At 64.0% G+C, this 25521-nt stretch carries 23 protein-coding genes and 1 pseudogene; 8 read left to right on the top strand and 16 right to left on the bottom strand.

Features of this window, described 5'->3' with window-relative positions; translation table 11 throughout:
* Window positions 1-165: 165 nt before the first annotated feature.
* From EI171_RS24135 to EI171_RS24110, 6 genes are all read left to right on the top strand, one after another.
* Entirely contained in the window at window positions 166-318 is a 153-nt protein-coding gene (locus EI171_RS24135) for a DUF1127 domain-containing protein (RefSeq protein WP_007590701.1), read from the top strand.
* 126 nt (window positions 319-444) lie between these two features.
* On the top strand, window positions 445-1872 hold the full coding sequence (gene trmFO / locus EI171_RS24130; RefSeq protein ID WP_161534858.1) for a methylenetetrahydrofolate--tRNA-(uracil(54)-C(5))-methyltransferase (FADH(2)-oxidizing) TrmFO: 1428 nt from the start codon (window positions 445-447) through the stop codon (window positions 1870-1872).
* Between the two features lie 7 nt (window positions 1873-1879).
* Complete coding sequence (locus EI171_RS24125; protein WP_028171856.1) at window positions 1880-2974, top strand: serine/threonine protein kinase; 1095 nt, start codon at window positions 1880-1882, stop codon at window positions 2972-2974.
* A 73-nt stretch (window positions 2975-3047) separates the two neighbouring features.
* Window positions 3048-3626 (top strand): CAP domain-containing protein, encoded by a 579-nt coding sequence (locus tag EI171_RS24120; protein WP_161534857.1) that lies wholly within the window; start codon window positions 3048-3050, stop codon window positions 3624-3626.
* A gap of 91 nt (window positions 3627-3717) precedes the next feature.
* Window positions 3718-4131, top strand: a complete 414-nt coding sequence (locus tag EI171_RS24115; protein ID WP_161534856.1) for a GFA family protein — start codon at window positions 3718-3720, stop codon at window positions 4129-4131.
* 25 nt (window positions 4132-4156) lie between these two features.
* On the top strand, window positions 4157-5335 hold the full coding sequence (locus EI171_RS24110) for an aminotransferase class V-fold PLP-dependent enzyme (RefSeq protein WP_161534855.1): 1179 nt from the start codon (window positions 4157-4159) through the stop codon (window positions 5333-5335).
* A 16-nt stretch (window positions 5336-5351) separates the two neighbouring features.
* Here EI171_RS24110 and EI171_RS24105 read toward each other — a convergent pair whose 3' ends face one another.
* The 6 genes from EI171_RS24105 to yajC are packed head-to-tail and all read right to left on the bottom strand — an operon-like array spanning window position 5352 to window position 11005.
* Window positions 5352-6596: a threonine ammonia-lyase gene (locus EI171_RS24105; protein ID WP_161534854.1), complete on the bottom strand. Its 1245-nt coding sequence runs from the start codon at window positions 6594-6596 to the stop codon at window positions 5352-5354.
* Between the two features lie 45 nt (window positions 6597-6641).
* Window positions 6642-7505, bottom strand: a complete 864-nt coding sequence (locus EI171_RS24100; protein WP_161534853.1) for a phytoene/squalene synthase family protein — start codon at window positions 7503-7505, stop codon at window positions 6642-6644.
* Window positions 7502-7885: an Mth938-like domain-containing protein gene (locus EI171_RS24095; RefSeq protein ID WP_011087501.1), complete on the bottom strand. Its 384-nt coding sequence runs from the start codon at window positions 7883-7885 to the stop codon at window positions 7502-7504. Before EI171_RS24095 ends, EI171_RS24100 begins: the two co-directional genes overlap by 4 nt.
* Window positions 7886-7945: 60 nt before the next feature.
* Window positions 7946-8965, bottom strand: a complete 1020-nt coding sequence (gene secF, locus EI171_RS24090; protein ID WP_011087502.1) for a protein translocase subunit SecF — start codon at window positions 8963-8965, stop codon at window positions 7946-7948.
* A gap of 10 nt (window positions 8966-8975) precedes the next feature.
* The gene (gene secD, locus EI171_RS24085) at window positions 8976-10580 is read right to left on the bottom strand and encodes a protein translocase subunit SecD (RefSeq protein WP_011087503.1); all 1605 of its coding nucleotides are present in this window, start codon (window positions 10578-10580) and stop codon (window positions 8976-8978) included.
* A 47-nt stretch (window positions 10581-10627) separates the two neighbouring features.
* Window positions 10628-11005, bottom strand: a complete 378-nt coding sequence (yajC, locus tag EI171_RS24080) for a preprotein translocase subunit YajC (RefSeq protein ID WP_028171851.1) — start codon at window positions 11003-11005, stop codon at window positions 10628-10630.
* Window positions 11006-11186: 181 nt separating this feature from the next.
* Between yajC and EI171_RS24075 the strand changes: the two genes are divergently transcribed.
* Window positions 11187-12191: an ATP-binding protein gene (locus tag EI171_RS24075; protein WP_161534852.1), complete on the top strand. Its 1005-nt coding sequence runs from the start codon at window positions 11187-11189 to the stop codon at window positions 12189-12191.
* A 49-nt stretch (window positions 12192-12240) separates the two neighbouring features.
* Here the strand turns inward: EI171_RS24075 and EI171_RS24070 are convergent, their stop codons facing one another.
* The 7 genes from EI171_RS24070 to EI171_RS24040 form a co-directional block, all read right to left on the bottom strand.
* On the bottom strand, window positions 12241-13731 hold the full coding sequence (locus EI171_RS24070; RefSeq protein ID WP_161534851.1) for an arylsulfatase: 1491 nt from the start codon (window positions 13729-13731) through the stop codon (window positions 12241-12243).
* Window positions 13732-13834: 103 nt separating this feature from the next.
* Window positions 13835-14902 carry a transporter gene (locus EI171_RS24065; RefSeq protein ID WP_162494106.1) on the bottom strand — a complete coding sequence of 356 codons (1068 nt, stop codon included), beginning with the start codon at window positions 14900-14902 and terminating at the stop codon, window positions 13835-13837.
* A gap of 284 nt (window positions 14903-15186) precedes the next feature.
* The gene (locus EI171_RS24060; protein WP_202633208.1) at window positions 15187-16164 is read right to left on the bottom strand and encodes an HAD family phosphatase; all 978 of its coding nucleotides are present in this window, start codon (window positions 16162-16164) and stop codon (window positions 15187-15189) included.
* Between the two features lie 375 nt (window positions 16165-16539).
* Window positions 16540-18216 carry an arylsulfatase gene (locus tag EI171_RS24055; protein WP_060913105.1) on the bottom strand — a complete coding sequence of 559 codons (1677 nt, stop codon included), beginning with the start codon at window positions 18214-18216 and terminating at the stop codon, window positions 16540-16542.
* Between the two features lie 100 nt (window positions 18217-18316).
* On the bottom strand, window positions 18317-19312 hold the full coding sequence (locus EI171_RS24050) for a formylglycine-generating enzyme family protein (protein WP_161534848.1): 996 nt from the start codon (window positions 19310-19312) through the stop codon (window positions 18317-18319).
* 623 nt (window positions 19313-19935) lie between these two features.
* Complete coding sequence (locus tag EI171_RS24045; protein ID WP_161534847.1) at window positions 19936-21333, bottom strand: LysM peptidoglycan-binding domain-containing M23 family metallopeptidase; 1398 nt, start codon at window positions 21331-21333, stop codon at window positions 19936-19938.
* A 109-nt stretch (window positions 21334-21442) separates the two neighbouring features.
* A complete protein-coding gene (locus EI171_RS24040; RefSeq protein WP_202633004.1) occupies window positions 21443-22093 on the bottom strand; it encodes a protein-L-isoaspartate(D-aspartate) O-methyltransferase in 651 nt (216 codons plus the stop codon).
* 241 nt (window positions 22094-22334) lie between these two features.
* On the opposite strand from EI171_RS24040, the gene EI171_RS24035 reads away from it, so the two are divergent.
* On the top strand, window positions 22335-22706 hold the full coding sequence (locus EI171_RS24035; protein ID WP_161534846.1) for a response regulator: 372 nt from the start codon (window positions 22335-22337) through the stop codon (window positions 22704-22706).
* Window positions 22707-22710: 4 nt separating this feature from the next.
* Here the strand turns inward: EI171_RS24035 and surE are convergent, their stop codons facing one another.
* The 3 genes and pseudogenes from surE to serS form a co-directional block, all read right to left on the bottom strand.
* A complete protein-coding gene (gene surE / locus EI171_RS24030) occupies window positions 22711-23478 on the bottom strand; it encodes a 5'/3'-nucleotidase SurE (RefSeq protein WP_028171844.1) in 768 nt (255 codons plus the stop codon).
* A 188-nt stretch (window positions 23479-23666) separates the two neighbouring features.
* Entirely contained in the window at window positions 23667-24029 is a 363-nt protein-coding gene (locus EI171_RS24025) for a hypothetical protein (RefSeq protein WP_028171843.1), read from the bottom strand.
* A 94-nt stretch (window positions 24030-24123) separates the two neighbouring features.
* Window positions 24124-25453 (bottom strand): annotated as a pseudogene (gene serS / locus EI171_RS24020) (serine--tRNA ligase).
* Window positions 25454-25521: the final 68 nt, after the last annotated feature.

The raw sequence follows: 25521 nt of genomic DNA, 5'->3' as shown, positions 1-25521 counted from the left end.
TCTTGGGCGGGACTGCCAAGAGGTTAATCGCCCCTTACCGATGCCATGCGTCCTTCGCTTAGCTGCATCGCAACATCGGAACTTTCGCAGTGCACCACTCTCACCTATATTCATTTCAACGATGACGCCCGGGCAAGGGCTGAATCGAACTACAGGAGACTACCAATGCTGCTCTCGCTCATCCGCATGATCCAGGCTTTCCGGGACTATCAGCGCAATGTTGCCGAGCTGTCCCAGCTCAGCGATCGCGAACTGGCCGACATCGGCCTTGATCGCTCGGACATCCCGCGCGTTGCCGCCGGTCAGTATCAGGGCTGATATCGTTCAGCCCTTCACCGGACGAACCGATAGCGCCCGCCTCGTGCGGGCGTTGTCGTTTCTGAAGGCAGAAAACTCGATCTCGGCGATTCCACTGACCGCCGAAAAGCGCTACCTGTCCGCCCCATGACAGGACCCCATTCCAATATTGTGCACGTGATCGGCGCGGGCCTTGCTGGCTCAGAAGCCGCCTGGCAGGTCGCCAAAGCCGGCGTGCCCGTGGTGCTTCACGAGATGCGGCCGGACCGCATGACCGAGGCGCACCGCACCGACGGACTCGCCGAGCTCGTCTGCTCCAATTCGTTCCGCTCGGACGACGCCGCCAACAACGCCGTCGGCCTGCTCCATGCGGAGATGCGCCGCCTCGGTTCGCTGATCATGCGCGCGGCCGATGCCAACCAGGTTCCCGCCGGCGGTGCGCTGGCGGTCGATCGCGACGGTTTTTCGGCGGCCGTCACCAAGGCGCTGAACGAGCATCCCCTGATCGAGATCGCCCGTGGCGAGATCGCAGGCCTGCCGCCGGCCGACTGGGGCAACGTCATCGTTGCGACCGGGCCCCTCACCTCCGCACCGCTGGCCGATGCCATCCGCGAACTGACCGACGAGAACGCGCTCGCCTTCTTCGACGCGATCGCGCCGATCGTGCACCGCGAATCCATCGACATGTCGGTGGCCTGGTTCCAGTCGCGCTATGACAAGGTCGGCCCCGGCGGCAACGGCGCCGACTACATCAACTGCCCGATGACCAAGGAGCAGTATGAGGGCTTCGTCGCTGCGCTGATCGCCGGCGAGAAGACCGAGTTCAAGGAGTGGGAGACCAACACGCCCTATTTCGACGGCTGCCTGCCGATCGAGGTGATGGCGGAACGCGGCCCCGAGACGCTGCGCCATGGTCCGATGAAGCCGGTCGGCCTCACCAATCCGCACGATCCCACGACGAAGGCCTACGCGATCGTGCAGCTGCGCCAGGACAACAAGCTTGGCACGCTCTACAACATCGTCGGCTTCCAGACGAAGCTGAAATACGGCGAGCAGCAGCGCATCTTCCGCACCATCCCCGGGCTGGAGAAGGCCGAGTTCGCCCGCCTCGGCGGCCTGCATCGCAACACCTTCCTCAACTCGCCAAAGCTGCTCGACGGCCAGCTGCGGCTGCGTGCGCAACCGCGGCTGCGCTTTGCCGGACAGATGACAGGCTGCGAGGGCTATGTGGAATCCGCCAGCGTCGGCCTGATCGCCGGCCTTTACGCAGCAGCCGATGCCCGCGGCGAGACGCTGGCGAGCCCGCCTGCCACGACGGCGCTGGGATCGCTGCTCGGACACATCACTGGTGGCCATATCGAGACCATCGAGCCCGGCACGCGCTCGTTCCAGCCGATGAACATCAATTTCGGCCTGTTCCCGCCGCTTGCAAGCGCTCCGACGAAAAAGCCCGACGGCACGCGCCTGCGCGGCAACGAGAAGACGGTGGCCAAGAAGCAGGCGATGAGCGCACTGGCGCTCGCCGATCTCGATCGCTGGATCGCCGATCATTTGCGCATCGCCGCAGCAGCGTGAGTTGTCGATGAGCCTCCCCAAAGACGACGCCGCGACGCTCTCGGCGCGCTGGACCGAGGGCGTGCTGCTCAAGCGCGACGTGTTCTCGACCGTCGAGCGCGGCCGCTTTCGTGCCGATACCGGCGAGGTCGATGCCGTGCTGCGCCGGCTCGACGAGGTGCCGTGGTGGTCGTTCCTGCTGGCCCGCCATCTGTTCGCGCGCGAGAAGCATGCGCTCGCCCTCGCCAAGGGCCTGAACGTCGGTCCCGAGCTGCTGTGGGCCGGGCGCCGGGCGCTGGTGCGCGGCTTCGTCGACGGCGTCGCGCTGCATCTGGCAAAACCGCATGGCGACCTCGCCTATTTCCGCTCGGCCAAGGCGGCGCTGCGCCGGCTGCGCCGCGCCGGCATCTGCCACAACGATCTTGCCAAGGAGCAGAACTGGCTGGTCGGCCGCGACGGCCGCGCCTATGTGACCGACTTCCAGCTCGCCGCCTGCTTTGCGCGCCGCGGCCGGCTGTATCGCATCCTCGCTTATGAAGACCTCCGGCACCTGCTCAAGCACAAGCGCTCCTACGCGCCCGAGGCGCTGACGCCGCGCGAGCGCAAGATCCTGGCGAAGAAATCATTTGCCGCGAGCCTGTGGCTCGCCACCGGCAAGAAGGTCTACCGGGCGATCACGCGCGGCCTGTTCAATTTCACCGATCGCGAGGGCGGTGGGCGCCGCCTCGTCAACGACGCGCCGGTGCTGGCGGAGCTGATCCGCAAGAATCCCGCCGTGCGCGACACCGCCATCGTCGCCTTTGCCGACCGCCGTTCCGGCGTCGGGCTCTATGCCTTCGTCGAAGCCGATCAGGCCACGCTCGAAGGCCAGCTCCGCAGCGAGCTCACGGCCGCCAAAGGGCCGAAACCGCCGGAACACATCCAGGTGGTGCATGCACTGCCGCGCGACACCAGTGGCAAGCCGCGCACCGAGATCCTGCAACTGGTCGCCATGAACCAGCTCGACCTGATCGAGCCGATGATGAAGAACGACCAGGACCGCGCTTTCCTCAAGGACATTCTGGAGCAGCGCAAGAACCTGCGCGACCGCTTCAATTTCGAGGCGGACCTGCCCGCGGGCTGACGGAAGCAATGCGCCTTGAAGCGTCCACATTGGCGATAGAGAAGCAGTCGGATAACGCAGGCGTGGCGGGGTCATGAGCACTCGGGGGACGATGAGGCATCGCGTGGTCGGCGGCATGATCGCCGGCCTTCTGCTGTTGGCAGCGACGCCCGCAATGGCCGAAACCCCGGCCGAGCTGATCTCCAGCTTCCGCCTCAAGCACGGTGAAGTTCGCGTCGTCCGCGATTCAACCCTCGACCGCATCGCCATGGACCAGGCGCGCGCGATGGCGGCGAAGGACGACCTCAGCCACGACGCTCTCGGACCGTTCAACCGCCGCGTCGCACCGGCCGGCGCGGGGCGCGCCGCCGAGAACATCGCCTATGGCTACGACAATTTCGAGAAGACGCTCGGACAGTGGATCGACTCGTCCGGACACCGCAAGAACCTGTTGCTGCACAACGCCTCCCGCGTCGGCATCGCCAGCGCCAAGAATGCCAGCGGCAAGCGAACCTATTGGGCCATGGTGATCGCAGGCGACTACGAGCCGAAGGACAAAGGCAAAGGCAAGAAGGACGGGGAGCCGCTGGTTGCCGTGAAGCGCGAGGCCGCGCCCGCGAAGAAGCCAAAATCCAGCGAGTGCCACATCAAGCTGCTCAGCCTCTGCATCTGAGACGACACGCTGCGCGGCAACCACTGTTGCGTGCGCTCCTCCGGCCGGCCAATATGCCATGCCGCTGTCTTGGACCAATTCGAGGCGATCAATGGCCAAAAAATACACCGCTCAATGCGCCTGTGGCGCCATCAAGTTCGAATTCGACACCGATCCGTCCTTCATCGCCAATTGTCATTGCAACGACTGCAAGCGCGCCTCGGGCGGCGAGATGGCAACTTTCTTTGCCGTGCCGGAGGATGACTTCACGCTGCTCAGCGGCAAGCCGAAGGCCTTTCACTACGTCGCGAACTCCGGCAAAGGCCTCGACCGCAACTTCTGCCCCGAATGCGGCTCGCGGGTGTTCAGCTCGAACCTCGACAGTTTCCCCAAAACGGTCTTCGTTCAGTTGGGAAGCCTCGACCGGCCCGACCTGGTCGCACCGAAACTCGAGATGTTCACCAAGCGTCGCCTGCCGTGGAATACCCCGCTCCACCTGCCGCAGTTCGAACAGATGCCGCATTGACGCGGCCAAAGCGCGAGAGCCCCGTTTGATCGACATCGACCAAATACGCATCGACACACCGGCCGCTGAGCGGATCGCCTATCTGCACAACGCAGGCGCGGCGCTCATGCCGACGCCCGTCGTCGCGGCGATGAAGGAGCATATCGACCTCGAGAGCGAGATCGGGGGCTATGCCGCCGCCGACCGCGAGGCGAGCCGGCTTTACTCAGTCTACGGCTCGGTAGGCCGCCTGCTGAATGCCGCGCCCGATGAGATCGCGCTTCTGGAGAACGCGACGGTCGCCTGGCAGATGGCGTTCTATGCGCTTGCGTTTCGCAAGGGCGATCGCATCCTGACCGCCGAGGCCGAATACGCCGCCAACTATGTCGCGTTTCTTCAGGTCGCCAGGAGAACGGGCGCGGTTATCGAGGTCGTGCCGAGCAATGCCAGCGGCGAGCTCGACATCCACGCGCTCGAACGCATGATCGACGAGCGCGTGAAGCTCATCGCCATCACCTGGGTTCCGACCAACGGCGGGCTGGTCAATCCCGCGGCGGCCGTCGGCAAGATCGCGCGGGCGCACGGCATCCCCTATCTGCTCGACGCCTGCCAGGCGGTTGGCCAGATGGCCGTCGACGTCGAAGCCATCGGCTGTGACATGCTGTCGGCCACGGGCCGCAAATTCCTGCGTGGCCCGCGCGGCACCGGGTTTCTCTACGTTCGCCGAGCTCTGCTGCAACGGCTCGAGCCGCCGATGATCGATCACTTCGCGGCGCCCTGGGTCTCGCGCGATGAATATCGGCTCCGTGACGATGCGCGCCGTTTCGAGACCTGGGAGAACAACTACGCAGCGCGGCTCGGGCTCGGCGCTGCCGTCGACTACGCGCTCGCTATCGGCATGAGTCCTATCGAGCAGCGCTGCCGCCTGCTGGCGGACCGCCTTCGGGGCGGCCTCGCTTCCGTTCGCGGCATCACCATTCGCGACCTCGGACGCACACCAGGCGCCATCGTCAGCTTCACGATGGACGGGTACGAGGCGGACGCGATTGTCGGCAGTGCCGCTGCCGCCGGCATCACTATCGGTGCTTCGCATCCGTCGAGCACCCGCATCGACGCCGAGATCCGGGCGTTGCCACCGCTCGTGCGCGCCTCCCCGCATTACTACAACACCGAAGCCGAGATCGACCGGCTGATCGGCCACCTCGCGGGCCTGACGCCGCGATAGCGGACGGCCGCGCCGCTCAGGTGCAACGCGCGCTCAAGCCGGAAGCACTGAGCCTCGCCATGACCTCGTCGAGATGGGCGCTGTCGCGGATCTCGATCACGAGTTGCAGCAGCGTCGCCTTGGCCGGCAGGTCGGAGAAGGTCCGCTGATGCGAGACCTCGATGATGTTGGCGCCAGCCTCGGCCAGCAGCGCAGCCACCGCCGCCAGCTGCCCGGGCCGGTCAGGAATGTCGAGGGACAACTGGGTCAACCGTCCCTCGCGCGCCAGTTCGCGGGTCAGGACGGAGGCGATCAACCGCGTGTCGATATTGCCGCCGCTCAGCACCAGGCCGACCTTCTGGCCGGCAAAGCGGGACGGGTCGGACATCAGCGCGGCAAGGCCGGCGGCGCCGGCGCCCTCGACGACCGTCTTCTCGATCGAGATCAGGGTCGCGACCGCGCGCTCGAGCTCGGCCTCGTTGACCAGCGCGATGTCGTCGACGAGGCGCCGGACGATTTCAGTCGTGATCTTGCCGGGCGACTTCACCGCGATGCCCTCGGCGAGCGTATCGCCGCGCGCCGGCAGATTGCCGTCATGGATGGCGTTGTACATCGAGGGATAGAGCCAGGCCTCGACGCCTAATATCCGCAGCGATGGCTTGATCGATTTCGCGGCAATACCGATCCCGCTGATCAGGCCGCCGCCGCCGATCGGGACAACCAGCGTGTCGAGCTCCGGCACCGCCTTCAACATCTCCAGCCCGACGGTGCCCTGCCCCGCGATCACAAGCGGATCGTCGTAAGGGTGGACGAAGATCATGCCGCGAGCTTCACCGTGGCTGCGCGCAAACGCGGCCGCCTCCTCCAGCGTCGCGCCCGTCACCACCACCTCCGCGCCGTGGTGCTTCGTGTTCTCGACCTTCACCATGGGCGTGCCGACCGGCATCACGATGGTGGCGGGAATGCCGAGCCGCCTGGCGTGATAGGCGACGCCCTGCGCGTGGTTACCCGCCGACATGGCGATGACGCCGCGCATACGCTCCTCCGGCGTCAGCGCGGTGAGGCGGTTGAGCGCGCCGCGCTCCTTGAACGAGGAGGTGAACTGGAGGTTCTCGAATTTGAGCCAGATGTCACAGCCGCAGATGTTGCTCAGCGTGCGGCTGTAGCTGCAGGGCGTCTCGACGACGGCACCGCGGATGGTCTCGGCGGCTGCCTGAATGTCACCAGGCGCGACCGGAAGGCCGCTGAGATCGGAGGACGTGGTTTGGGACAAGTCAGCCATGGGACAGCATAGAGCATTTGCCCGGCTCGGGCGACAAGCCAACCGCTATTTGGTAAATTCCCGGAAACGTGAAGCCCGCCATAGCGTCCACAGCGTGCGCAGCCGCGACGAAGGCTGCGGCGCAAACGGATTGCGTCCCGGACGCGCCAGGCGCTTGAGGTCGGCCTGCGCCTGGCTCAGCGGCAGGAACGCCGGCCGCACCGACGACGGCACCTGCGCCAGCAGCGACGAGGCTGTCGTCGCATGCTGCCGGGCCTCACCCGCAAGCTGCTCGAGCACCGCATGGAGGTTGGGCGTCTGCCTGCCGGCGAACACATCCTCCATGTTGCAATTGCGGCTCGCCAGCACCTGCTGCGGCAGGAACAATTGCCGGTGCGCGGCATCGCGCGGCAGGTTGACGATGACCTGCACGATGCCCTGCGCCAGCCCGGCATGACGGGCAAGGTGCTCGACCGCCTCCGACGGCGGCCCCATGATCCGTGCCGCGAGCATAAACAGCGCCGATGAAGTCGCGGCCAGATAGCCTTCCAGCGCCGCCATGGTCGGCATCGGATCGTTGTAGAGATCGAACTGATGCTCGTCGGCGAGCAGCGACAACGGCTCGACCGGCAGGTCGAAATCGCGGATCGCGCGCAGCAGCTCGGCCGCGACCGGATTGCCCTCGGCGCTGCCATGGACATGGCCGGCAAGCATGTCGGTCCACCATTGCAGGCGGATCTCGCCGGGCAAGGGCTGGCTCACCTGGTCGCGGACCCGGACGATCTCGACATTGAAGGCATAGAGCGCGAGCAGCGCACGCCGCTCGGCGGCGGGCGCGAACAGGGTCGCGACATAGCGCGGAAAATCGTGGCTGCGCACGAGATCGGCGCAGAAGGCGACGGAATCGGGCGAAGGTGCAGCGCTGCTCATGGCACGGCGATCAGCGCGGCCGCAACGCGGCGCCGTTCGCCGATCATGATGTTGTAGGTGCGCACGGCCGGGCCGGTCTGCATCGTGTCCAGCACCACCCTCACCGCCTTCAGGGCCTGCCGCAGCGCCGGCGGCGGCAGCCAGACCCCGGTTCCGGTGCCAATCAGGAGCGTATCGATGCTGTTGGCGGCCGCGAAGACCCGATCCAGCGAATAGCGGTCGATCTTCGCGGGGTCCGTCACATCCCAGGCCCAGATCGCGTCAGGCAGGCAGAGCAGCGATCCCCGATGCGACATGCCGGCAAAGGCGAAGCCGCCCTTGCCATAGGCCTCGATCGGCGCCGAGCGCGGGAAATGCGGTGCGTTGGGATCGCCGGCCATGAGGTTCGTCCGAATGGGCTTACTGCCCTCGCAAACGCGTGCGAGGGCGTGCGGTTCGGATCATGCCTTGTTTTTCTTCGCCGGCGTAGCCGTATCCGGCGCATCTTCGCGATGCTCGCCGACGCCGAGATAGATCAGGATCGGCGCCGCGATGAAGATCGAGGTGTAGGTGCCGACCAGCACCACGCCGAACATCATCACCGCGGTGAAGCTGTGGATGGCGTGACCGCCGAACAGCAGCAGCGCGAGCAGCGCCAGCGTCACCGTGACGTGGGTGATGATCGAGCGCGACAGCGTCGAGTTGATGGACTCGTTGAGCAGCTGCGGCATCGGCATCTTCTTGTAGCGCCGAAGCATTTCACGGATACGGTCGTAGATGACGACCGTGTCGTTGAGCGAATAGCCCAGAATGGTCAGAAGCGCGGCGATGCTGGTCAGGTCGAAATCGACCTGACTGATCGACATGAAGCCGATCGTCAGCACGATGTCGTGCACGTTGGCGATCATGGCGCCCAGCGCGAACTGCCATTCGAAGCGGAACCAGAGATAGATCAGGATCGCAACGATCGCGAGCATCAGGCCGAGCATGCCGTAGGCCAAGAGCTCACCGGCGACGCGCGGACCGAGCACCTCGACGCGGCGGTACTCGATGGAATCGCCGAGCGCGGTACGGACCTTCTGCACGGCCTCCTGCTGGGCGGTATCGCCGCCCGGCTGCTCCGCAACGCGGATCAGGACGTTCTCGGGCCCGCCGAACTGCTGGAGCTGGACTTCGCCCAGACGCAAGCCATCCAGCGTCGTGCGCATCGCCGCGATGTCGGCGGCGCCGGACTTGGCCCGCACCTCCAGCAACGTGCCGCCCTTGAAGTCGATACCGAGGTTCAGGCCGTGGGTGAAGAACAGCGTGATGGCGACGATCGACAGCGCCGCCGAGATCGGGAAGCTGATGCGGCGGAATCGCGTGAAGTCGAAATGCGTGTTGTCCGGGACGATGCGCAACGACGGCAGCAAGCCGAGGGCCGCGACCACGGTGAGAATAGTGATGAGGACGCCGAGCCCGATGAGAACGGTGTGATTCACAATCAGGCTCCTAGATCGGCACGCTCTGCGGCCGCTTCCACCGCACCCACCCGGCGACGATCAGCCGGGTCAGGGTGAAGGCGGTGAACACCGTGGTGATGATGCCGATACCGAGCGTCACGGCGAAGCCGCGCACCGGGCCGGTGCCGATGTAGAACAGCACCGCGGCGGCAATGAAGGTGGTGATGTTGGAATCGAGGATGGTCGCGAGCGCCCGCTTGAAGCCGGCGTCGATCGCCGAGATCGCGTTACGGCCGCCGCGCAGCTCCTCGCGGATGCGCTCGTAGATCAGCACGTTGGAGTCCACGGCGATGCCGACGGTGAGCACGATGCCGGCGATGCCGGGCAGCGTCAGCGTGGCGTTGAGCAGCGACAGCAGGCCGAAGATCATGGCGACGTTGATGGCCACCGCGATGTTGGCGAACACCCCGAACAGCCGATAGGTCACGAGCATGAAGATGATGACCAGGATCGAGCCGACGTAAGCCGCAAGCTCGCCCTTCTCGATCGAGTCCTGGCCAAGGCCCGGACCGACGGTGCGCTCCTCGACCACGGTGAGCGGCGCCGGCAGCGCGCCGGCGCGCAGGAGGATCGCGAGATCGTTGGCCGATTGCACGGTGAAATTGCCGGAGATCTGGCCCTGACCGCCGGTGATCGGCTCGCGGATGACGGGCGCCGAGATCACCTTGTTGTCGAGGACGATCGCAAACGGCAGCCCCACGTTTTCCTGCGTGGCCTGCGAGAACTTGCGCGCGCCCGACGTGTTGAACTTGAAGCTGACGACCGGCTCACCCGTGCGCTGGTCGAAGCTCGCCTGGGCATCGGTCAGGTCGCCGCCGGCGACCAGCACCTGCTTCTTGACCACGTAAGGTGTGGGCGGTGGCGAGGCGCTCATCAGCAGATCGGATTCCGGCGGCAACCTGCCCTGCTGCGCCTGATCCGGCGGCACGGAGGTGTCGACCATGCGGAATTCCATCTTCGCGGTCTTGCCCAGCAGTTCCTTCAGGCGGGTCGGGTCCTGAAGACCGGGGACCTGCACCAGGATGCGGTCGTTGCCCTGGCGCTGGATGACGGGCTCGACGGTGCCGAGCTCGTTGACGCGGCGCTCGACGATCTGGATCGATTGCTCGATGGTCTTGCGCATGCGATCGAGCATCGCGGCCTGCGGGATGCTCAGGCGGATCACGCCGCCACCGGCATCGGTCACTTCAAGGTCGCGTTGACCGCTGGAGCCCATCAGACCGCCGAGCGGCTGGGCCAATTCGCGCAGCTTGGCGAGCGCCGGCTGCACATCGGTTTCCTTGGTGATGCGAACCTCGGCCGCGTCGTTGCGCACGGTGACGCCGCCGGTGAAGCCGATCTTGGCATCGCGCAGCGTCCGGCGAACGTCGTCGCGGACCTGGTCCAGCCTCTCCTTCTTCACATAGTTGGAATCGACCTCAAGCAGCAGATAGGAGCCGCCCTGGAGGTCGAGGCCGAGCACGAGCCGGCGCTGCGCCCAGGCGGGCCAGGTCTTGACCTGTGCCTCGGGGAAGAAGTTCGGGACCGCGCAGAGGCACACGATCAGCGCCGTCAGGATAATCCCCAGCGCCCTCCACCGCGTGAAATACAACATCGACTGGACCTGTCAGATCAGGAGACTTGAGATGCTCGCGGAAGCGTTCACTTCGACGCGGCGTCGTCCTTGGCGGTTTCCTTCGCGCTATCCTTGGATTCCTTCGCCGGCTCGCCCTTGGCGCGCACGCCCGAGATCATCTGGCGCATCTGCCGGACGCGGACGCCGTCGGAAATCTCGAACTCGATCTGGTCGTCGTCGACGACCTTGGTGACCTTGCCGACGAGGCCGCCCGAGGTCACGACGGTGTCGCCGCGACGGATGTTCTTCACGAGGTCGGCGTGGTCACGGACCTTCTTCTGCTGCGGACGCAGAATCAGGAAGTACATGATCACGAAGATCAGGGCGAACGGCAGCAGCGACATCAACATGCTGTTGGTGTCGCCGGCGCCCGCGGCCTGGGCATACGCAGGGGTAATCAGCATTCGGACGATCCTCGTGACAACGGGGGAAAGCCGGTCAGGCCCTCAAAGGCGACCGGCTCGGTCAAATTCGCGCGGACTATAGCGGCCACCGCCCCAATTGCAACGCTGCCAGACCGTCCTTTTGGTCACCTTGCGGCGCGCCGTCAGGCCCGATAAGGCTGCATTCTCAGGAACTTCGGACATGCCCAAAAAACCAAGCAAAAGCCCGGCCGGCAAAGGCCCCCGTACCCCTGCCAGGAAGCCTGCCCGCGTCGCGGCAAAACGCCCCACGGCAGCCTCCAAGGCAGTCTCCAAGGCGATCTTCAAGGCAGCCCCTGACCTCAACCAGGAGCGGATCGTCCTCGCCCTCGAGACCATTGCGGCGCACCTCTCCGCCCAGGGCAAGCCGGCGGCCGAACCCGAGTCGCTCGACCGGGCGGATGCCTATGTCTGGCATCCGGATGGCCGCCTCTCGGCGGTGCCGCGGGTCAGCCGCGTCGAGCTGTTCCTCCTCAAGGGCGTCGACCGGATGCGCGACATCCTGATGGAGAACACCGAGCGCTTCGCAGGCGGCCTACCCGCCAACAACGCCCTGCTCTGGGGCGCGCGTGGCATGGGCAAGTCGTCGCTGGTCAAGGCCGCGCATGCCAGCATCAATGCGGACCGCAAACCGGCCGACAAGCTGAAGCTGATCGAGATTCACCGCGAGGACATCGAGACTTTGCCCGCGCTGATGGAGCAGCTGCGCGCCTCGTCCTTCCGCTTCATCGTGTTCTGCGACGACCTCTCCTTCGACGGCAATGACGCCTCGTACAAGTCGCTCAAGGCCGTGCTCGAAGGCGGCATCGAGGGCCGGCCCGAGAACGTCATCCTCTACGCCACCTCGAACCGCCGCCATCTGCTCGCGCGCGAGATGATCGAGAACGAGCGCTCGACCGCGATCAATCCCGGCGAAGCGGTCGAGGAGAAGGTGTCGCTGTCGGATCGCTTCGGCCTCTGGCTCGGCTTCCACCGTTGCAGCCAGGACGAATATCTCGCCATGGTGCGCGGCTATTGCAGCCATTTCCGCATCAAGGTCGACGATGAGGCGCTGGAGCGCGAGGCGCTGGAATGGTCGACCACGCGCGGCTCGCGCTCGGGCCGTGTCGCCTGGCAGTTCGTGCAGGAGCTTGCGGGACGACTGGGCGTGAAGCTCACGGCGCAGTAGCGGTCGGATCGCAACCCACTTACGGCTGTCTTTCCCGGAAGGCGGGGAATCAAGGGCGCGTGCGCATCAAAACCGGTTCTGGCGGTGTGTAGGGATCTGGGGTGCCAAGTTTGATCGGAGGGTACTTCTTGAAGCTCGCTTCCAGTTCTCCGATGATTCTCACTGCGGGATCGGCGACCCAGGAGTTTTGCGCGGCAACATCGCGCTCCTCCTTCCGGTCGGTCAGTAGATTGATGATTCTCGGCAAGGGCAATTTCTGCGGCGTGGCGTACATACTTTCCTGCCAGATCAAATGGACTTTCCAGTTTCGCCATTTGACGGCTGACAGCCGGTCGGCCACGTAGGCGGGGAACCCTTCGCGGTTAGAGGCCTCCTGCTTGCCCAAAAAGAAATCTAGCTGATCCACGCCGTCAATCGCGCGATCCGTAGGGACCTCTGCGCCCCCGATCCGCGCAAGCGTCGTGAAGAGGTCAACGATGTGAACGATTTCGTTGCTGATGCGGCCCGCCGGCACCTTGCCGGGCCAGCGAATGATGAACGGTGCCCGCAGTGAACCTTCCATCGCCGTGAAGTAAGTTCCGCGCCAAGGTCCGTTGTCACCCTCCCAGGGGTTGGTTGCCTCCGGGCCATTATCGCTGGTGAATATCACAAGCGTGTCGTTTTCGATGCCTGCTTGCTTGATGGCATCGAGGATTTGCCCGGTTCGGTAGTCCATTTCGGCCAGGCAATCGGCCCAATCGCCGTTGCCGGTTCTGCCCGCGAACTCAAGATTTGGAAGCGTCGGCATGTGAACGTGCGCGAACGGGACGTAGGCATAGAATGGCTTGCCTGAGCTCGCGTTGCGCTTGATGAACTCCACCGCACGGCTGGTGATTTCCGCGTCCATGGTGCGGCGGTGATCCACATCCAGCACGGCGACCTGTCGAGGTTTATCGCCCTTGCGTGCTTCATAGATATGTTGAGGGTGAACGACTTTCGCATTCCAACCCTGCCTGTTTCCGACCGACGGCCACATGCTTCGTGTCTCGTCCAGGGACGGCCACATCGCCTCGTCATACGTGCGCGGGATGCCATACCACTCGTCGAAGCCCTGATTGGTCGGCATCCGGTCTTCGGCGCTGCCGAGATGCCATTTGCCCCACATCCCGGTCGCGTAGCCCTGCCCCGACAACAGCTCCGCGGTCGTGATCTCCCACTGTGTTAATCCGTCGGGGATGCCGCCGATCGGAACTTCGTACGTTCCGGAGCGGATGGCAAAGCGTCCTGTAAGCAGGGCCGATCGGGACGGCGTACACTGCGCTTCAACATTGAAGTTGAGGAGGCGGGTGCCCTCACCGGCGAGCGCGTCAATACGTGGCGTGGGCGCGCCGCGGAGGATACCGCCGCCATATACGCCCAACTCGCCGTAGCCCAGATTATCCGCGAGGATGACGACAATATTGGGATTCTTAGGTTGCTGCGCTGCGGCAGGCGCGCTCGCAATCGCTATGGCGGCCACTGATGCCAACGAACCGAGCCAGATGGTTTTGCTCTTCGGCATTTTGCCCTCAGATCAATAGGCCACCTTCCGACCAAGCTCGGCACCAATTCTCTACGTGCCGCTAGAGCCGGTTGCCGGTTTGTGCCTTTCTCCAGTTGATCCCCTACTTCGTCACCCTGTGCCGGGTCGGCGCAACGGTGCTTTCAGGTGCGGCGGGCGAAATCGCAAAGGTCAGCCAGGTATTCCAGCCCGACGGCCGGTTCGCCGCCTCGAATTCGCCATATCCCTTTATGTTCAGATATCCCTGCATGCCGCCGATCGGAAAAAGATAGCCGAACTGCGGACCGATGCCGAAAACTCGCGACCTGAATCCGCCAAGGGCCGGCAGTCCGCCGGTATCGTTGGAGACCTGCTGATAGGCATAGCCGACCAGACCTACGAAGGCCTGCTTTGAGAGAAATTTCGACGCGCCCCAATCGAAGTGGAAATCGACGCCGCTCTGAACCAGCGTGTCCGGGTTCTTGAAGTTGTATGTGAAGCCGCCGACGCCGGAGAATTCATATCCCGTCATCGGGTTGAGGTAAGTGTAACCCCCGCCTGCGTCGATGGCGCCATGACCGATACCGATGTTGGAGAGGCGGCTGGGTTCATAGGCGCCGACTGGAATGTCGCCGGTCACATAGGTCATGTAGTTGTGGACGCCGTCGTGCCACTTCATCGAGACCATGGGATAGAGGTCGCCGAACCCGGTGAGCGAGTCCGATATGCTTCCCGTGCGGGTCGCCGAAATCGGACCGAACCCGGTCGTCAGCGTGCCATCAAGGGTCGTGCTGTTTCGGCCGTAAACGCCCATGACACCGACGGACAATTGCCCGCCGAGGACCGGCGTCGCGAACGTATACGTCGGAGCCAGAAACAGCAGGTCTGGCGGCGCTTTGAGATTTACGTTCAAGTTGACATTGACGTTCGGAGAGAAGCGGCCAATCTGAACTTCTCGGGCCGCTGCGGCAGCACCGGAGGCGGACACACTGGTGTGGTAATAGATCGTCCCGAGGGACCAGCCTGGGGCGGTGGGTGCCGCTGCCAGACTGCCGAACAGCCCCGGGACCCAGAACGAGATGCCGCTCTCGTCGGCGCTCGCGATTTGCGGCGAAAACGTGAGAGCTGCAACCACAACCGCGCTGAGCAGGGTCGGTTGAGAGGCACCCGCAAATTCCAACGTGGGCTTCATCTGCAATCTCCTAGCGGTTCGACGGATGCATCGAGATTTGGCGGTCGCGAACCCACCTTCCGTTTTAAGACCTGGTCCCGTCATCAGGCCTAAGCCTATCTCGAGACCGAAGGAATCGGAGTTTCGTCTACGGGCTGTAAGTAAGGCATGCTCCAGACCCGATGTCCGTTGTGAATTGGCCACATCTAAAAATATAGTCGGGTGCTATGCCCAACGGTGTGCATTGAGCTCAATGGCTGGCTGCGCACTGCATTCGCGCAGCCGTGGATCTTACGATTTCACCTCTAATCAAACGAAAAGATACTCTTCCAGTCGTTCTTCATGTCCACAACGGTCCACCTGTTCAGCGCTGCAGCATCGAGAGCGACATCGAGCTTGCCGAAATGTGATTGGCGATCGTAGGCATATTCGCGTTCCGCATCGGTATGGTGGACGATCAGGCCGAACCGCGCGCCACTGGTACCGAGCGTCGCCCATTGCAGCATTTCGAGGTCGCCATCGGAGTTGCCGAAGGCGGCGATCGGACGCCGGCCGATGTGGCTATTGATCCCGATCGGTTTGCCGGCCTTGTCGTCGATGAAATCGATATCCGGCAAGCGAAATAGAACCGGCGTGCTGTCGCGCATCTCATACCGGGTCTTGATTGACGATCCGACGACCTGCTCGGGAGGCACGCCATAAATCGCCTCGGTCCATGGTCGCATGAATTCGACGCCGCCACCTGACACGATGAAGGTCTTGAAGCCGTTGGTGCGGAGGTAAGCGAGCAGTTCGAGCATAGGCTGATAGACAAGTTCGGTATACGGACGCTTGAAACGGCCATCACGCGCGGTCGCAAGCCAGTCTGTGACGATCTTCTCAAACTCCGCCGTCGTCATGCCGGGGTGAGTTACCGCCAGCAGCTCGGCCACGCCCTTCTCCCCGAAAGCTGCGAGCGCCTTCAAGTCGCCATTCAGCACTGCCGCGAAGGGCTGCTTGTCCTTCCATTCCGGATGCATAGGCGCAAGGACCTTCACGCGATCCAGCGCAAACGCCAGTTGTACATACATCGGCTGTTCGATCCAAAGCGTGCCGTCGTTGTCGAAGGTTGCGATGCGTTGATCGGGGGGCACGAAATAGGGTCCACCGTTCTCCGTGACCCGTGCGACGAAGTCGACGATCGAGGCTTTCGTCGGGCCCTCGTTCCAGGACGGCAGAGGACCGGCTTGCGTCTGGGCCATGGCGGACGTGGAACGCAGAGCGGCAGATAGAAACGGAAGCATCGCCAGAGACGAGAGCAGTGCGCGCCGGTCAAGGCGTGATCGCGTGATCTGTTTCATTGTCGATCCGTTTCGATCGTGCGGTCCCTACTGGCCAACATTGAAGCGGCCACAAGCGAACTTCCGCTCAGCAGCAGATCGCGGCGTTTCATTCCGCCGTCCGATTACGGCGGAACGTCGTGGGATTCTTCTGGCGGACGCTTGTTACTCATGACGTGCTCCTCCTGTTGTTATGCAATTGGCTCTGTTCGCTTGATGCATCGGAAGCGGACGTGGCTTGTGGAGGTGCCGACCGGTCCGGCGCGGCCTCCTTGATCACTTTGCTCGCGATTCCGTTGGCGGGCGCCCTATGTCGGGCGCCCGCATCAAGCATCCGAGCTACTGGCTCGGGTGCCCCTGACCCTTCTTGAGTTGTTCCATGACCTGATCCAGGTTGTAGCTCGCGGGATCCTGAAGGGGTGGGAACTCCTTGTAGGATTCCAGCTCCTTCAGCCACAGCACCTGCCCGATGGGCAGCAGGTTCCAGTCGTATATGTAAGCCGTGACCGGCCCGGCGAGCGCGCCGCTGAACCAGAAACTCGCCTTTTTCTCATCGCCCCACGACGTCTCGAATGGATCGCGCTTGAGGTTAACCATGCCGGCTGCGAACTGGGTCTGGACTCCCGGCGAGAGGAAGCCCGTCGCGGTTTCGGGCGCGATCGCGAAATACATCTTCCAATTCTTGTAGCGCACCGCCGACGGGTGGCTGCTGGAATAGTAGAAGAAGGTATCGCGCGCCGACTTCTCCGAACGTCCCGAGAGGTACTCGGTCTGGTCGAAGCCATCGAGCCTGGTCTTGACGATGCCCGGATAGGCGCCGGCCATGATCCGCTTGTTCAGCGCATCGCCCTTGGCTCCGCCGGCGATATTGACAAGCGTGGGCAGCCAGTCGAGCGACGCGAAGATGTCGTTCTTGACCGTTCCAGGTTTGATGACACCCGGCCAGCGAATGACACACGGAGCGCGCATGCCGCCTTCCCAGGTGTTCATCTTCGAGCCCTTGAACGGGGTCGTGCCGCCGTCCGGGTAGGTGAACGTCTCGGCGCCGTTGTCGGTGGTGAACACGACGATCGTATTGTCGAGTTGGCCCATGTCCTGGAGCTTCTTCAGCACGTAGCCAATGTTGTCATCCATCTGCTTCATGCCGGCTTCGTTGACGCCCCAGTCCTTGCCACCCGGTTCGCCGACCATTGCCATGTACTTGTCGTTAAGCACGGTCGTCACATGCATGCGCGCCGGGTTGTACCAGACGAAGAAAGGCTTGCCCGTCGTCTTCGGGTCGTTGCGATCGATGAAGTCGATGACCTTGGCCGAGATTTCCTCGTCGACACCCTTCGATCGCTCGAGCGTCAGCGGGCCCTGGTCGATGCACTGCTGAGTCCTGGATGTACCATCCGACTTGCACGACAGGACGTTGCGCGGAGGCGTCAGGCAAACCGTCGTTAGCGGATCGACCGCGCCCGGTACTTCCGGGATACCGGGGATCGGCGTATTCTTGCATGGCGGGGCAACCGTCTGCTGGGTCGGGGACTTGTTGATGTCCGGGAAGCTCACGCCCTGCATCGCATCGAGGTGATATAGGTAGCCCCAGTATTCCTGGAAGCCATGCGCGGTCGGCAGCGCGTCGGTGTGGTCGCCGAGATGGTTCTTGCCGAACTCGCCGGTGTTGTAGCCGAGATCGAGCAGGAATTTCGCGAGGGACGGGGTGCCGGGCCGCAGATAGGACGGGCTGCCGGGCAGTTGCGGAGGTATCATCCCGGTGCGCAGCGGATTCATGCCGGTGAAAAAGGCATTGCGGCCGGCCGTGCAGCTCTGCTCGGCGTAATAGTGCATGAAGATCGCGCCTTCGTTGCCGATGCGATCGATGTTGGGCGTTTCCCCGACCATCAGGCCGCGGTGGTAGATGCTCGGCTGCATCCAGCCGATGTCGTCGCCCATGATGAAGAGGATATTGGGTTTCTGTGCCGGCTGTGCGGTTGCCGGCGTGCTGGTCGGCCCGGACAGCGACATCAACATCGTCGCGCCAAGCAGCGATGCGCAGGACCGCTTGTGCCAACCAGGTGTCTTGCGTGACTTGTCGGGCAATATAGTACTCAACATGGTTACGCTCTCCTGTTTAATATGCGTCAGCGGCTCCTCGCCTGACGCACCGAAAGCCGAGATGACTCGTGGAAGTATCGATCGGCTCCGCATGCCGCGCAGCCGGCCGGTAGCGTCGGCAGTAATTCGGCGCGCACAAATGCGAGCCGCCTTTGATGACCTTTCGTGGAATCTTGACGTTGGTCGTTCTGGGGTCGTAGCTATCGGCCTCGCGGCCGCCGCGCGGGTTCTCTGGAATGCAACAGGCTTTTGCAGCATCGGCTTCATGCCGAGGCGAATACCAGTCTGACGTCCATTCCCAGACGTTGCCGATCATATCGTGCAGCCCGTGTCCGTTCGGCGGGAATGCGGTGACCGGCGAAGTCCGTTCGTATCCATCGTCCCTGGTGTTTTGGCGCGGAAATTCGCCCTGCCAGGTGTTGGCCATGTGGCGGCCGTCCGGCGCAAAAACATCTCCCCACGCGAACTCGGCGCCATCCAGCCCGCCGCGCGCCGCAAATTCCCATTCCGCTTCGGTCGGCAAATCCTTGCCAGCCCATCTTGCGTAGGCGAGCGCATCGCTGAAGGCCACATGCACCACGGGATGATCGTCCAGCCCACGGATGTCGCTGCCCGGCCCGTAGGGATGTCGCCAGTCCGCGCCCTTGGCGAAGGTCCACCACTGGCTGAAGTCCCGGAGACTGACCGGGTGCGCGGGCGGAGAGAACACCAGCGAGCCCGCGTAGATCATATGCGGGAGCATTCCGGGATAGTCCTTTGGATCGGGCGTGATCTCGGCAACGGTGACGTGGCCGGTAGCCTTGGCGAACGCCTTGAATTGCCGGTTCGTCACTGGATGGCAATCCATCCAGAACGCATCCACGGTGACGCGGTGGACCGGCGCTTCCTCCGGATAGTGCCGATCCGAACCCATGCGAAACGTGCCGCCCGGCACGTACAGCATGCCCTCACCTGCTGGATGCTGGAACGATTGTCCGTAATCACGCGACGATTTCGTATCAGCCAGCTTCATGCCGGTCTCCGGACCCGTGCGTCATTGGCCTGCGCTGCTACGGAGGGGGAACGCCCGACTTCCAGGTTGATCTAGATCAAAGGGGCCCGGTCGGGTCATTCACGACGGCGCTGGATCGCCAGCAAGCCCTGCCATGTCCGCTGCGCCATCAAAACCGAAGCAGATTCAGAACATTAGGACATCGCACCGGCAGCCATCGGCTACTTTGCATGGGGTTGTTCTTCGATAATTTGATCGTCCGGTCACAAAAGCCTCAGGCCGAACCTGATCTCATTCTCTTTAGCGGCCTCGCGACCAACGCGTTCCAGGCTCCGACACCGGACCCTCGAATCATACGCGACGAACTCAGCGATTTTGAATGGTTCGGGATTCAGAGAGCTTGCCGGAAAAGAAGGAGCAAGCACAAACATTCCGCCGGAGCGAAATCGCATGAACGCGATCTGCTTCCGGCATTCGCCAAACTTTTATTAATCCGAATTTTGCTGCGTGCTGATCTACGCCACAGTTCACGGCAGCGTCTCGGCCTAGCGACTGCTGTCTATGCAATACTGGATCGCCCGCTTTCGCGGGCGATGGCAGTTTCCTTGTGGCGATGGCCTGCCCTACTCCTCAGGCCCTACGCCTCACGCCCCGTTCAGGAATTGAAGCGGGTCAACCGGACTCGATCCCTTGCGGATCTCGAAGTGGAGCTGCGGCGACGCCACCTCTCCGGATTGACCCGACTTGGCAATGACCTGACCGCGCTTGATGGTATCGCCGCGCTTCACCAACAGCTCACTCGCATGGGCATATGCGGTGACGTAGCCGTTGGAGTGCCGAACCAGGACCAGATTGCCGTAACCTTTCAGCTCGTTGCCGGAATAGGCGACGACGCCGTCTTCAGCCGCCTTGACCGGCGTACCCTCGGGCACAGCGAGATTGATGCCGTCGTTGGACTTGCCGTTGGTCTTGGCGCCGTAGGTCGTGACCACCTTGCCGCGCACCGGCCAGCGGAAAGTCGGCAGCGCGCTGGTGGTCTCCGCAGCTTTCGCAGGTGCCTCGACAGCCTTCTCTTCGACATTGGCGGTGGCCTGGGCCAGGCGCGCGCTCTGCACCGGCGCGGCGACAGCGGCCATCTTGGTGGCAGGCGCCGGAGCGGCCGCAACCGGCTGGAGTGTACCGGCGACCGGGGCTGCCCCGACTGGCGCAGCAACAGGTGCAGCGACGGCGGCGGTCTTCGCGCCGGGAACGGTCAGCTTGGTGCCGAGCTTGAGCTTCGCCGACGGATCGAGGCCGTTGGCGCGGGCCAGTTCAGCCGCCGAGATGTGATTCTTGCGGGCGATGCTGGCGAGCGTGTCGCCGCGGTTGACGAAGTGCATGCTCGGCGGCGCGGCGAGGGCCGCAACCGGCTTCGCCGCCGGCGCCATCGCCGGAGCCGCGGCGACGGGAGCCATCGCCGGCGCGGGTGCAGCCGCGGTCGCGCCCGGATGCGGGATGATCAGCTGCTGGCCGGGCGAGAGCGCACGCGGCCCCTTGTAGCCATTGGCGGCGAGGATCGCCTGCGGCGTGACGTGATAACGCTTGGCCAGCACGTCGAGCGTGTCGCTGGTGCCGACGATGATCTTGGTCCCGCCGGCCGGCTGGGCGGCCGCGACCGAGCGCGACGGCACGGTGGCCGTGGTCTCCAGATGCGGCTGCGCCGGGGGCGCGTAGGAGCCGACGCCCCGCCCGCCACCAGACATCCCGCCGCCTGCCGCAACCGGATAGGATTGCGGCGCGGACACCGCCGGCGGCGGCAAGGGCTGCGACTGGTAATAACCGGGCTGCGTCTGCGGCCGCGAATATTGCGGCAACTCACGCTGCGGCGGCGGTGCCTGCTGCACCGAACCGGTCTGATCGGAGGCAAAAGGATTGGAGAAGTTCGACTGGGACAGCCGCGACGACATGTCGGCGCTGCAACCAGCGAAGCTGAAGGAGATCAGCGCCAGCACCGCGACCTGCGGTACGCGGCGCGAGTAAAGCAACTCGGCGACGACAGACATGGTTACTCACTCGTACGCAACAGAACTGGTCTTTTAAGTAGACACGCGCCGAGTAAATAACGGCTTAACCCTCCCAATAAGATGTTGGCCGCACAGCCAATCCGGAAATCTACAGCTCCCGCGCCACGCCGGGCAGTGCCGGCACGAAACGGACCTCGACGAGTTCCTTGCGGTCGATCCCGGTCGCGGTGCGGGTCAGACGGATCAGCGTCTGCACCCCCTGATGCGGGCCGACGGGCGCGATCAGGATGCCGCCCACCGCGAGCCGATCGACCAGGTTCTCCGGAATCTGCTCCATGGCGGCGGTGACGATGATGCGGTCGAACGGGCCGATATTGGCAGGCAGGTTGAGACCGTCGCCCAGCATCACCTCGACATTGTGATAGTCGAGCTTCTCAAGCCTGGCGCGTGCTGCGTCCGCGAGTTTGCGGTAGCGCTCGACCGTCAGCACCTGGCCTGCAAGCCGCGACAGCACGGCGGCCTGATAGCCGGAGCCCGTGCCGATCTCGAGCACGCGGTGCTGCTTCTGGAGCTGGAGCTGCTCGGTCATGTAGGCGACGACGAAGGGCTGGCTGATGGTCTGCCCGCACGCGATCGGCAGCGCGCTATCGCGATAGGCCACGTCGCGATCGGCCTCGTCGACGAACAGCTCGCGCGGCACCTCCTCCATGGTTCGCAGCACCGCCTGATCGCTGATACCCCGACGCCTCAGCGTGAGCTGAAACATCATCTTTTCCGGCGGGTGCTGATGGGAGGTCATTGCTGCCAGTGTTGTCTCGTCAGGGTCCGGATCATCGCTTGCGGAGCTCAAGGGCTGGGGCAAGAATCCTGTTCCGGCTCAGGAACTCATGATAGCCTTTCGTCGAGGCATTTGACCACAAATTGGCTTGCCGCGGACTGGCTACGAAGGCCATTTTCAGGTGTCCGTTGGCCGAAACGCGCATTGCGTCGATTCGCGTTATCTGCGAACGTTTTCTTGATTGGGCAAGGACTCACCGACAATGACCGCGACAGGGCTTCCCGGCCGCTCTGTATTTCTCGTCGAAGACGAGGTGATGATCAGGATGATGGTCGCGGACATGCTGGAAGAGCTCGGCTACAAGGTCGCAGCTGAAGCCGGCGATATCCCCGAAGCAATGCGGCTAGCCGAAGCTACCCAGTTCGACATCGCTATCCTCGACGTCAACGTCAACGGCAAGGTGATCTCCCCGGTCGCCGACCTGATCAAGGCGAAGGGCTGCCCGTTCATCTTCGCCACCGGCTACGGCTCCTCCGGCCTGCCCGAGCAGTATCGCGACCGGCCCGCGCTCCAGAAGCCGTTCCAGCTCGATGCGCTCGGCAGGACCATCGAGGCCGCCCTTCGCGGCGACTAGCCCGCTACTTCAGGGCCGCACCCAGTGCTTCGGAAAACGCTTCGTTGGTGCGGTCGAGCCTGAGCGGCGTGACCGAGACATAGCGCTCGCGCAGCGCCGCCAGATCAGTGCCCTCGGCGGGCGTATCCATCATCGCCGCGCGCTCGAAGCCGATCCAGAAATAGGGATTGTTGCGGCCGTCCCTGCGCTCGTCGATCCTGAGGAAGCCGAGATTGCGCTTGCCCTGGCGGGTGACGCGAATGCCGAGCACATCCTCAGGCGCGCAGGACGGGAAGTTGACGTTGATGACGGTCTCCTTCGGGATGCCGGCGGCCATCACCTTGCGCAGGATGTCGGGGCCGAACGTGCGCGCGGTGTCCCACGGCGGCCGCTCGCGCGTCTCGACGCTGAACTCCTGCGACAGCGCGAACGACGGCAGCCCCAGGATGGTGCCCTCCAGCGCGCCGGCGATGGTGCCGGAATAGACCACGTCCTCGGCGACGTTGCGGCCCTTGTTGACGCCCGACAGCACGAGATCGGGCGGCTTGGTGCCCAGGATATGGCGCGCGCCCATGATGACGCAGTCAGTCGGGGTGCCGCGCACGGCGAAGTGCCGCGGCCCGACCTCGCGCAGGCGCAAGGGATCGTTCAGCGACAGCGAATGCGACACGCCGGACTGGTCGAGCTCGGGCGCCACCACCCAGACGTCGTCGGACAATGCCCGCGCGATCTCCTCCACGACCTTGAGGCCGGGAGCGTGAATGCCGTCGTCATTGGTGCAGAGAATGCGCATGCGAAAGGTCGATTCCTGGAGGGGTCTGAGCCGTCATATCCGGCTGGGACGGATCAGGCAAACCGGCCACCGCGCAGATCTCATCTGTGATCCCGCTTATTGCCGCAGCGCAGCACGCGGCCGGCTTCGGTTCCCGACGCTGGCTTCCGGATGCCGCCCACCTGTTCGAGCCCAGTGCCCGTACTAGGCTAGCGGCGGATGCGCCATTGCGGCAGGAAGCGTGCGAGCCTGCCTTCGGCATACAGCTTCATCGCCGGTACGACCGGACTGACAACCGGAGTCTCGATCACGCCGAGCGCCTCCAGCTCTGCAACGATCGGATCCGACGCCGGCGTCTGCGGAAAACGCTCGCGTGCCACTGTCAGCGCCTTGTCGAAATCCGCAGCATTGACGCCGGGCTTGGCTCGCCGGCTCTGCACGAGATCCTCGTCCCAGAGCCGCGCGATCTCGATGTCGAGCACACCGCGCAGGCGCTGATCGACGGCCTGGATGCCGCAACCCGTCACCGCCCATTGTCTGCCAACCCAGAAGATGTCGCGGTGCAAGGCCATGAACGGTGGGTTCGCATTGACGGGTGGCCGTCAGGATAACCGCCCGCCTGATCTTCGCAACCAAACGTTTCTGCGTTTCAGCGAGCAATACGCCTCAGTCGCGCGAGATCACCTTCAATCCACCCATGTACGGCTGGAGCACGCTGGGGACCGCAATCGAGCCGTCCTCCTGCTGATAAGTCTCCATCACGGCGATCAGCGCGCGGCCGACCGCAGTGCCGGAGCCGTTCAGCGTATGCACGAAGCGCGGCTTGCCGTCCGGCCCGCGCGAGCGCGCATCCATGCGGCGCGCCTGGAAGTCGCCGCAGACCGAGCAGCTCGAGATCTCGCGGAACATGCCGCCGTCGCCCTGCCCGGGCATCCAGACCTCGATGTCGTAGGTTTTTTGCGACGAAAAGCCCATGTCTCCTGCGCAGAGCGTCATCACGCGATAATGCAGGTCGAGCTTCTGCAGCACCTGCTCGGCGCAGGACAGCATCCGCTCCAGCTCGTCCTTGCTGGTCTCGGGCGTCGTGATCGAGACCAGCTCGACCTTGGTGAATTGATGCTGGCGGATCATGCCGCGGGTGTCGCGCCCGGCCGCGCCCGCCTCAGCGCGGAAGCACGGCGTCAGCGCTGTGAGCCGCATCGGCAATTGCTTCTCGTCGAGGATGGATTCGCGCACGAGGTTGGTCAGCGAGACTTCCGCCGTCGGAATGAGACCGAGGCGCTCTGTCTTGAGCCGCTCATGGTCGGGTGAGGCGAGCAGTTCGCCCTTGATCGCCCAGAACTGGTCGTCCTCGAACTTCGGCAGCTGTCCGGTGCCGAACATCACCTCGTTGCGCACCAGCAGCGGCGGGTTGATCTCGTGTAGCCGTGCTCGTCGTGTGCAGGTCGAGCATGAACTGGCCGATCGCGCGCTCGAGGCGCGCGAGCCCTTTCTTCAGCACGACGAAGCGTGCGCCGGAGAGTTTTGCCGCCGCCTCGAAATCCATGTAGCCGAGCGCGTTGCCGAGATCGTCATGCAGCTTCGGCGCGAAGCCGTAGTTGCGCTTGTTGCCGAACACATGGTGCTGCACGTTGCCGTGCTCGTCGACACCGTCAGGCACTTCATCGAACGGAATGTTCGGGATCGCGGACAGCTCTTTCGTCAATTCCTCGTCGGCGGCCTTCGCGGCGGCTTCGAGCTGCGGCATCGTGGTCTTGAGCTCGGCGACTTCGGCCATCAGCGTGGCCGCACGCGCCTCGTCCTTGGCCTTCTTGGCGTCGCCGATTTCCTTGGAGGCCGCATTGCGCCGCGCCTGCGCCTGCTCGGAGGCCAGGATCGCCGCGCGCCGCCTCTCGTCGATCGCGAGCAGCGCGGCCGACAACGGCTTCAGGCCACGCCGGGCGAGACCGGCGTCGAAGGCTTGCGGATTGTCGCGGATCGATTTGATGTCGTGCATGGCCGTGGTCCTGGATCAGCGCGTAAACCTACAACGGCAAACGTTGCAAGTTTGCATTGGCGCGCTTC

Origin of the sequence: Bradyrhizobium sp. LCT2 (genome assembly GCF_009931255.1) — a bacterium.
Lineage (GTDB): Bacteria > Pseudomonadota > Alphaproteobacteria > Rhizobiales > Xanthobacteraceae > Bradyrhizobium > Bradyrhizobium diazoefficiens.
The sequence above is the reverse complement of the archived record's forward strand: the minus strand, read 5'-3'. Positions and strand labels throughout refer to the sequence as shown.

Coding starts and splice junctions, on each gene's coding strand:
- EI171_RS24135 (WP_007590701.1), top strand. CDS start 166: ATGCTGCTCTCGCTCATCCGCATGATCCAGGCTTTCCGGGACTATCAG.
- trmFO (WP_161534858.1), top strand. CDS start 445: ATGACAGGACCCCATTCCAATATTGTGCACGTGATCGGCGCGGGCCTT.
- EI171_RS24125 (WP_028171856.1), top strand. CDS start 1,880: ATGAGCCTCCCCAAAGACGACGCCGCGACGCTCTCGGCGCGCTGGACC.
- EI171_RS24120 (WP_161534857.1), top strand. CDS start 3,048: ATGAGCACTCGGGGGACGATGAGGCATCGCGTGGTCGGCGGCATGATC.
- EI171_RS24115 (WP_161534856.1), top strand. CDS start 3,718: ATGGCCAAAAAATACACCGCTCAATGCGCCTGTGGCGCCATCAAGTTC.
- EI171_RS24105 (WP_161534854.1), bottom strand. CDS start 6,596: ATGGCTGACTTGTCCCAAACCACGTCCTCCGATCTCAGCGGCCTTCCG.
- EI171_RS24100 (WP_161534853.1), bottom strand. CDS start 7,505: ATGAGCAGCGCTGCACCTTCGCCCGATTCCGTCGCCTTCTGCGCCGAT.
- EI171_RS24095 (WP_011087501.1), bottom strand. CDS start 7,885: ATGGCCGGCGATCCCAACGCACCGCATTTCCCGCGCTCGGCGCCGATC.
- secD (WP_011087503.1), bottom strand. CDS start 10,580: ATGTTGTATTTCACGCGGTGGAGGGCGCTGGGGATTATCCTGACGGCG.
- yajC (WP_028171851.1), bottom strand. CDS start 11,005: ATGCTGATTACCCCTGCGTATGCCCAGGCCGCGGGCGCCGGCGACACC.
- EI171_RS24075 (WP_161534852.1), top strand. CDS start 11,187: ATGCCCAAAAAACCAAGCAAAAGCCCGGCCGGCAAAGGCCCCCGTACC.
- EI171_RS24070 (WP_161534851.1), bottom strand. CDS start 13,731: ATGCCGAAGAGCAAAACCATCTGGCTCGGTTCGTTGGCATCAGTGGCC.
- EI171_RS24065 (WP_162494106.1), bottom strand. CDS start 14,902: ATGAAGCCCACGTTGGAATTTGCGGGTGCCTCTCAACCGACCCTGCTC.
- EI171_RS24060 (WP_202633208.1), bottom strand. CDS start 16,164: ATGCTTCCGTTTCTATCTGCCGCTCTGCGTTCCACGTCCGCCATGGCC.
- EI171_RS24055 (WP_060913105.1), bottom strand. CDS start 18,216: ATGTTGATGTCGCTGTCCGGGCCGACCAGCACGCCGGCAACCGCACAG.
- EI171_RS24050 (WP_161534848.1), bottom strand. CDS start 19,312: ATGAAGCTGGCTGATACGAAATCGTCGCGTGATTACGGACAATCGTTC.
- EI171_RS24045 (WP_161534847.1), bottom strand. CDS start 21,333: ATGTCTGTCGTCGCCGAGTTGCTTTACTCGCGCCGCGTACCGCAGGTC.
- EI171_RS24040 (WP_202633004.1), bottom strand. CDS start 22,093: ATGACCTCCCATCAGCACCCGCCGGAAAAGATGATGTTTCAGCTCACG.
- EI171_RS24035 (WP_161534846.1), top strand. CDS start 22,335: ATGACCGCGACAGGGCTTCCCGGCCGCTCTGTATTTCTCGTCGAAGAC.
- surE (WP_028171844.1), bottom strand. CDS start 23,478: ATGCGCATTCTCTGCACCAATGACGACGGCATTCACGCTCCCGGCCTC.
- EI171_RS24025 (WP_028171843.1), bottom strand. CDS start 24,029: ATGGCCTTGCACCGCGACATCTTCTGGGTTGGCAGACAATGGGCGGTG.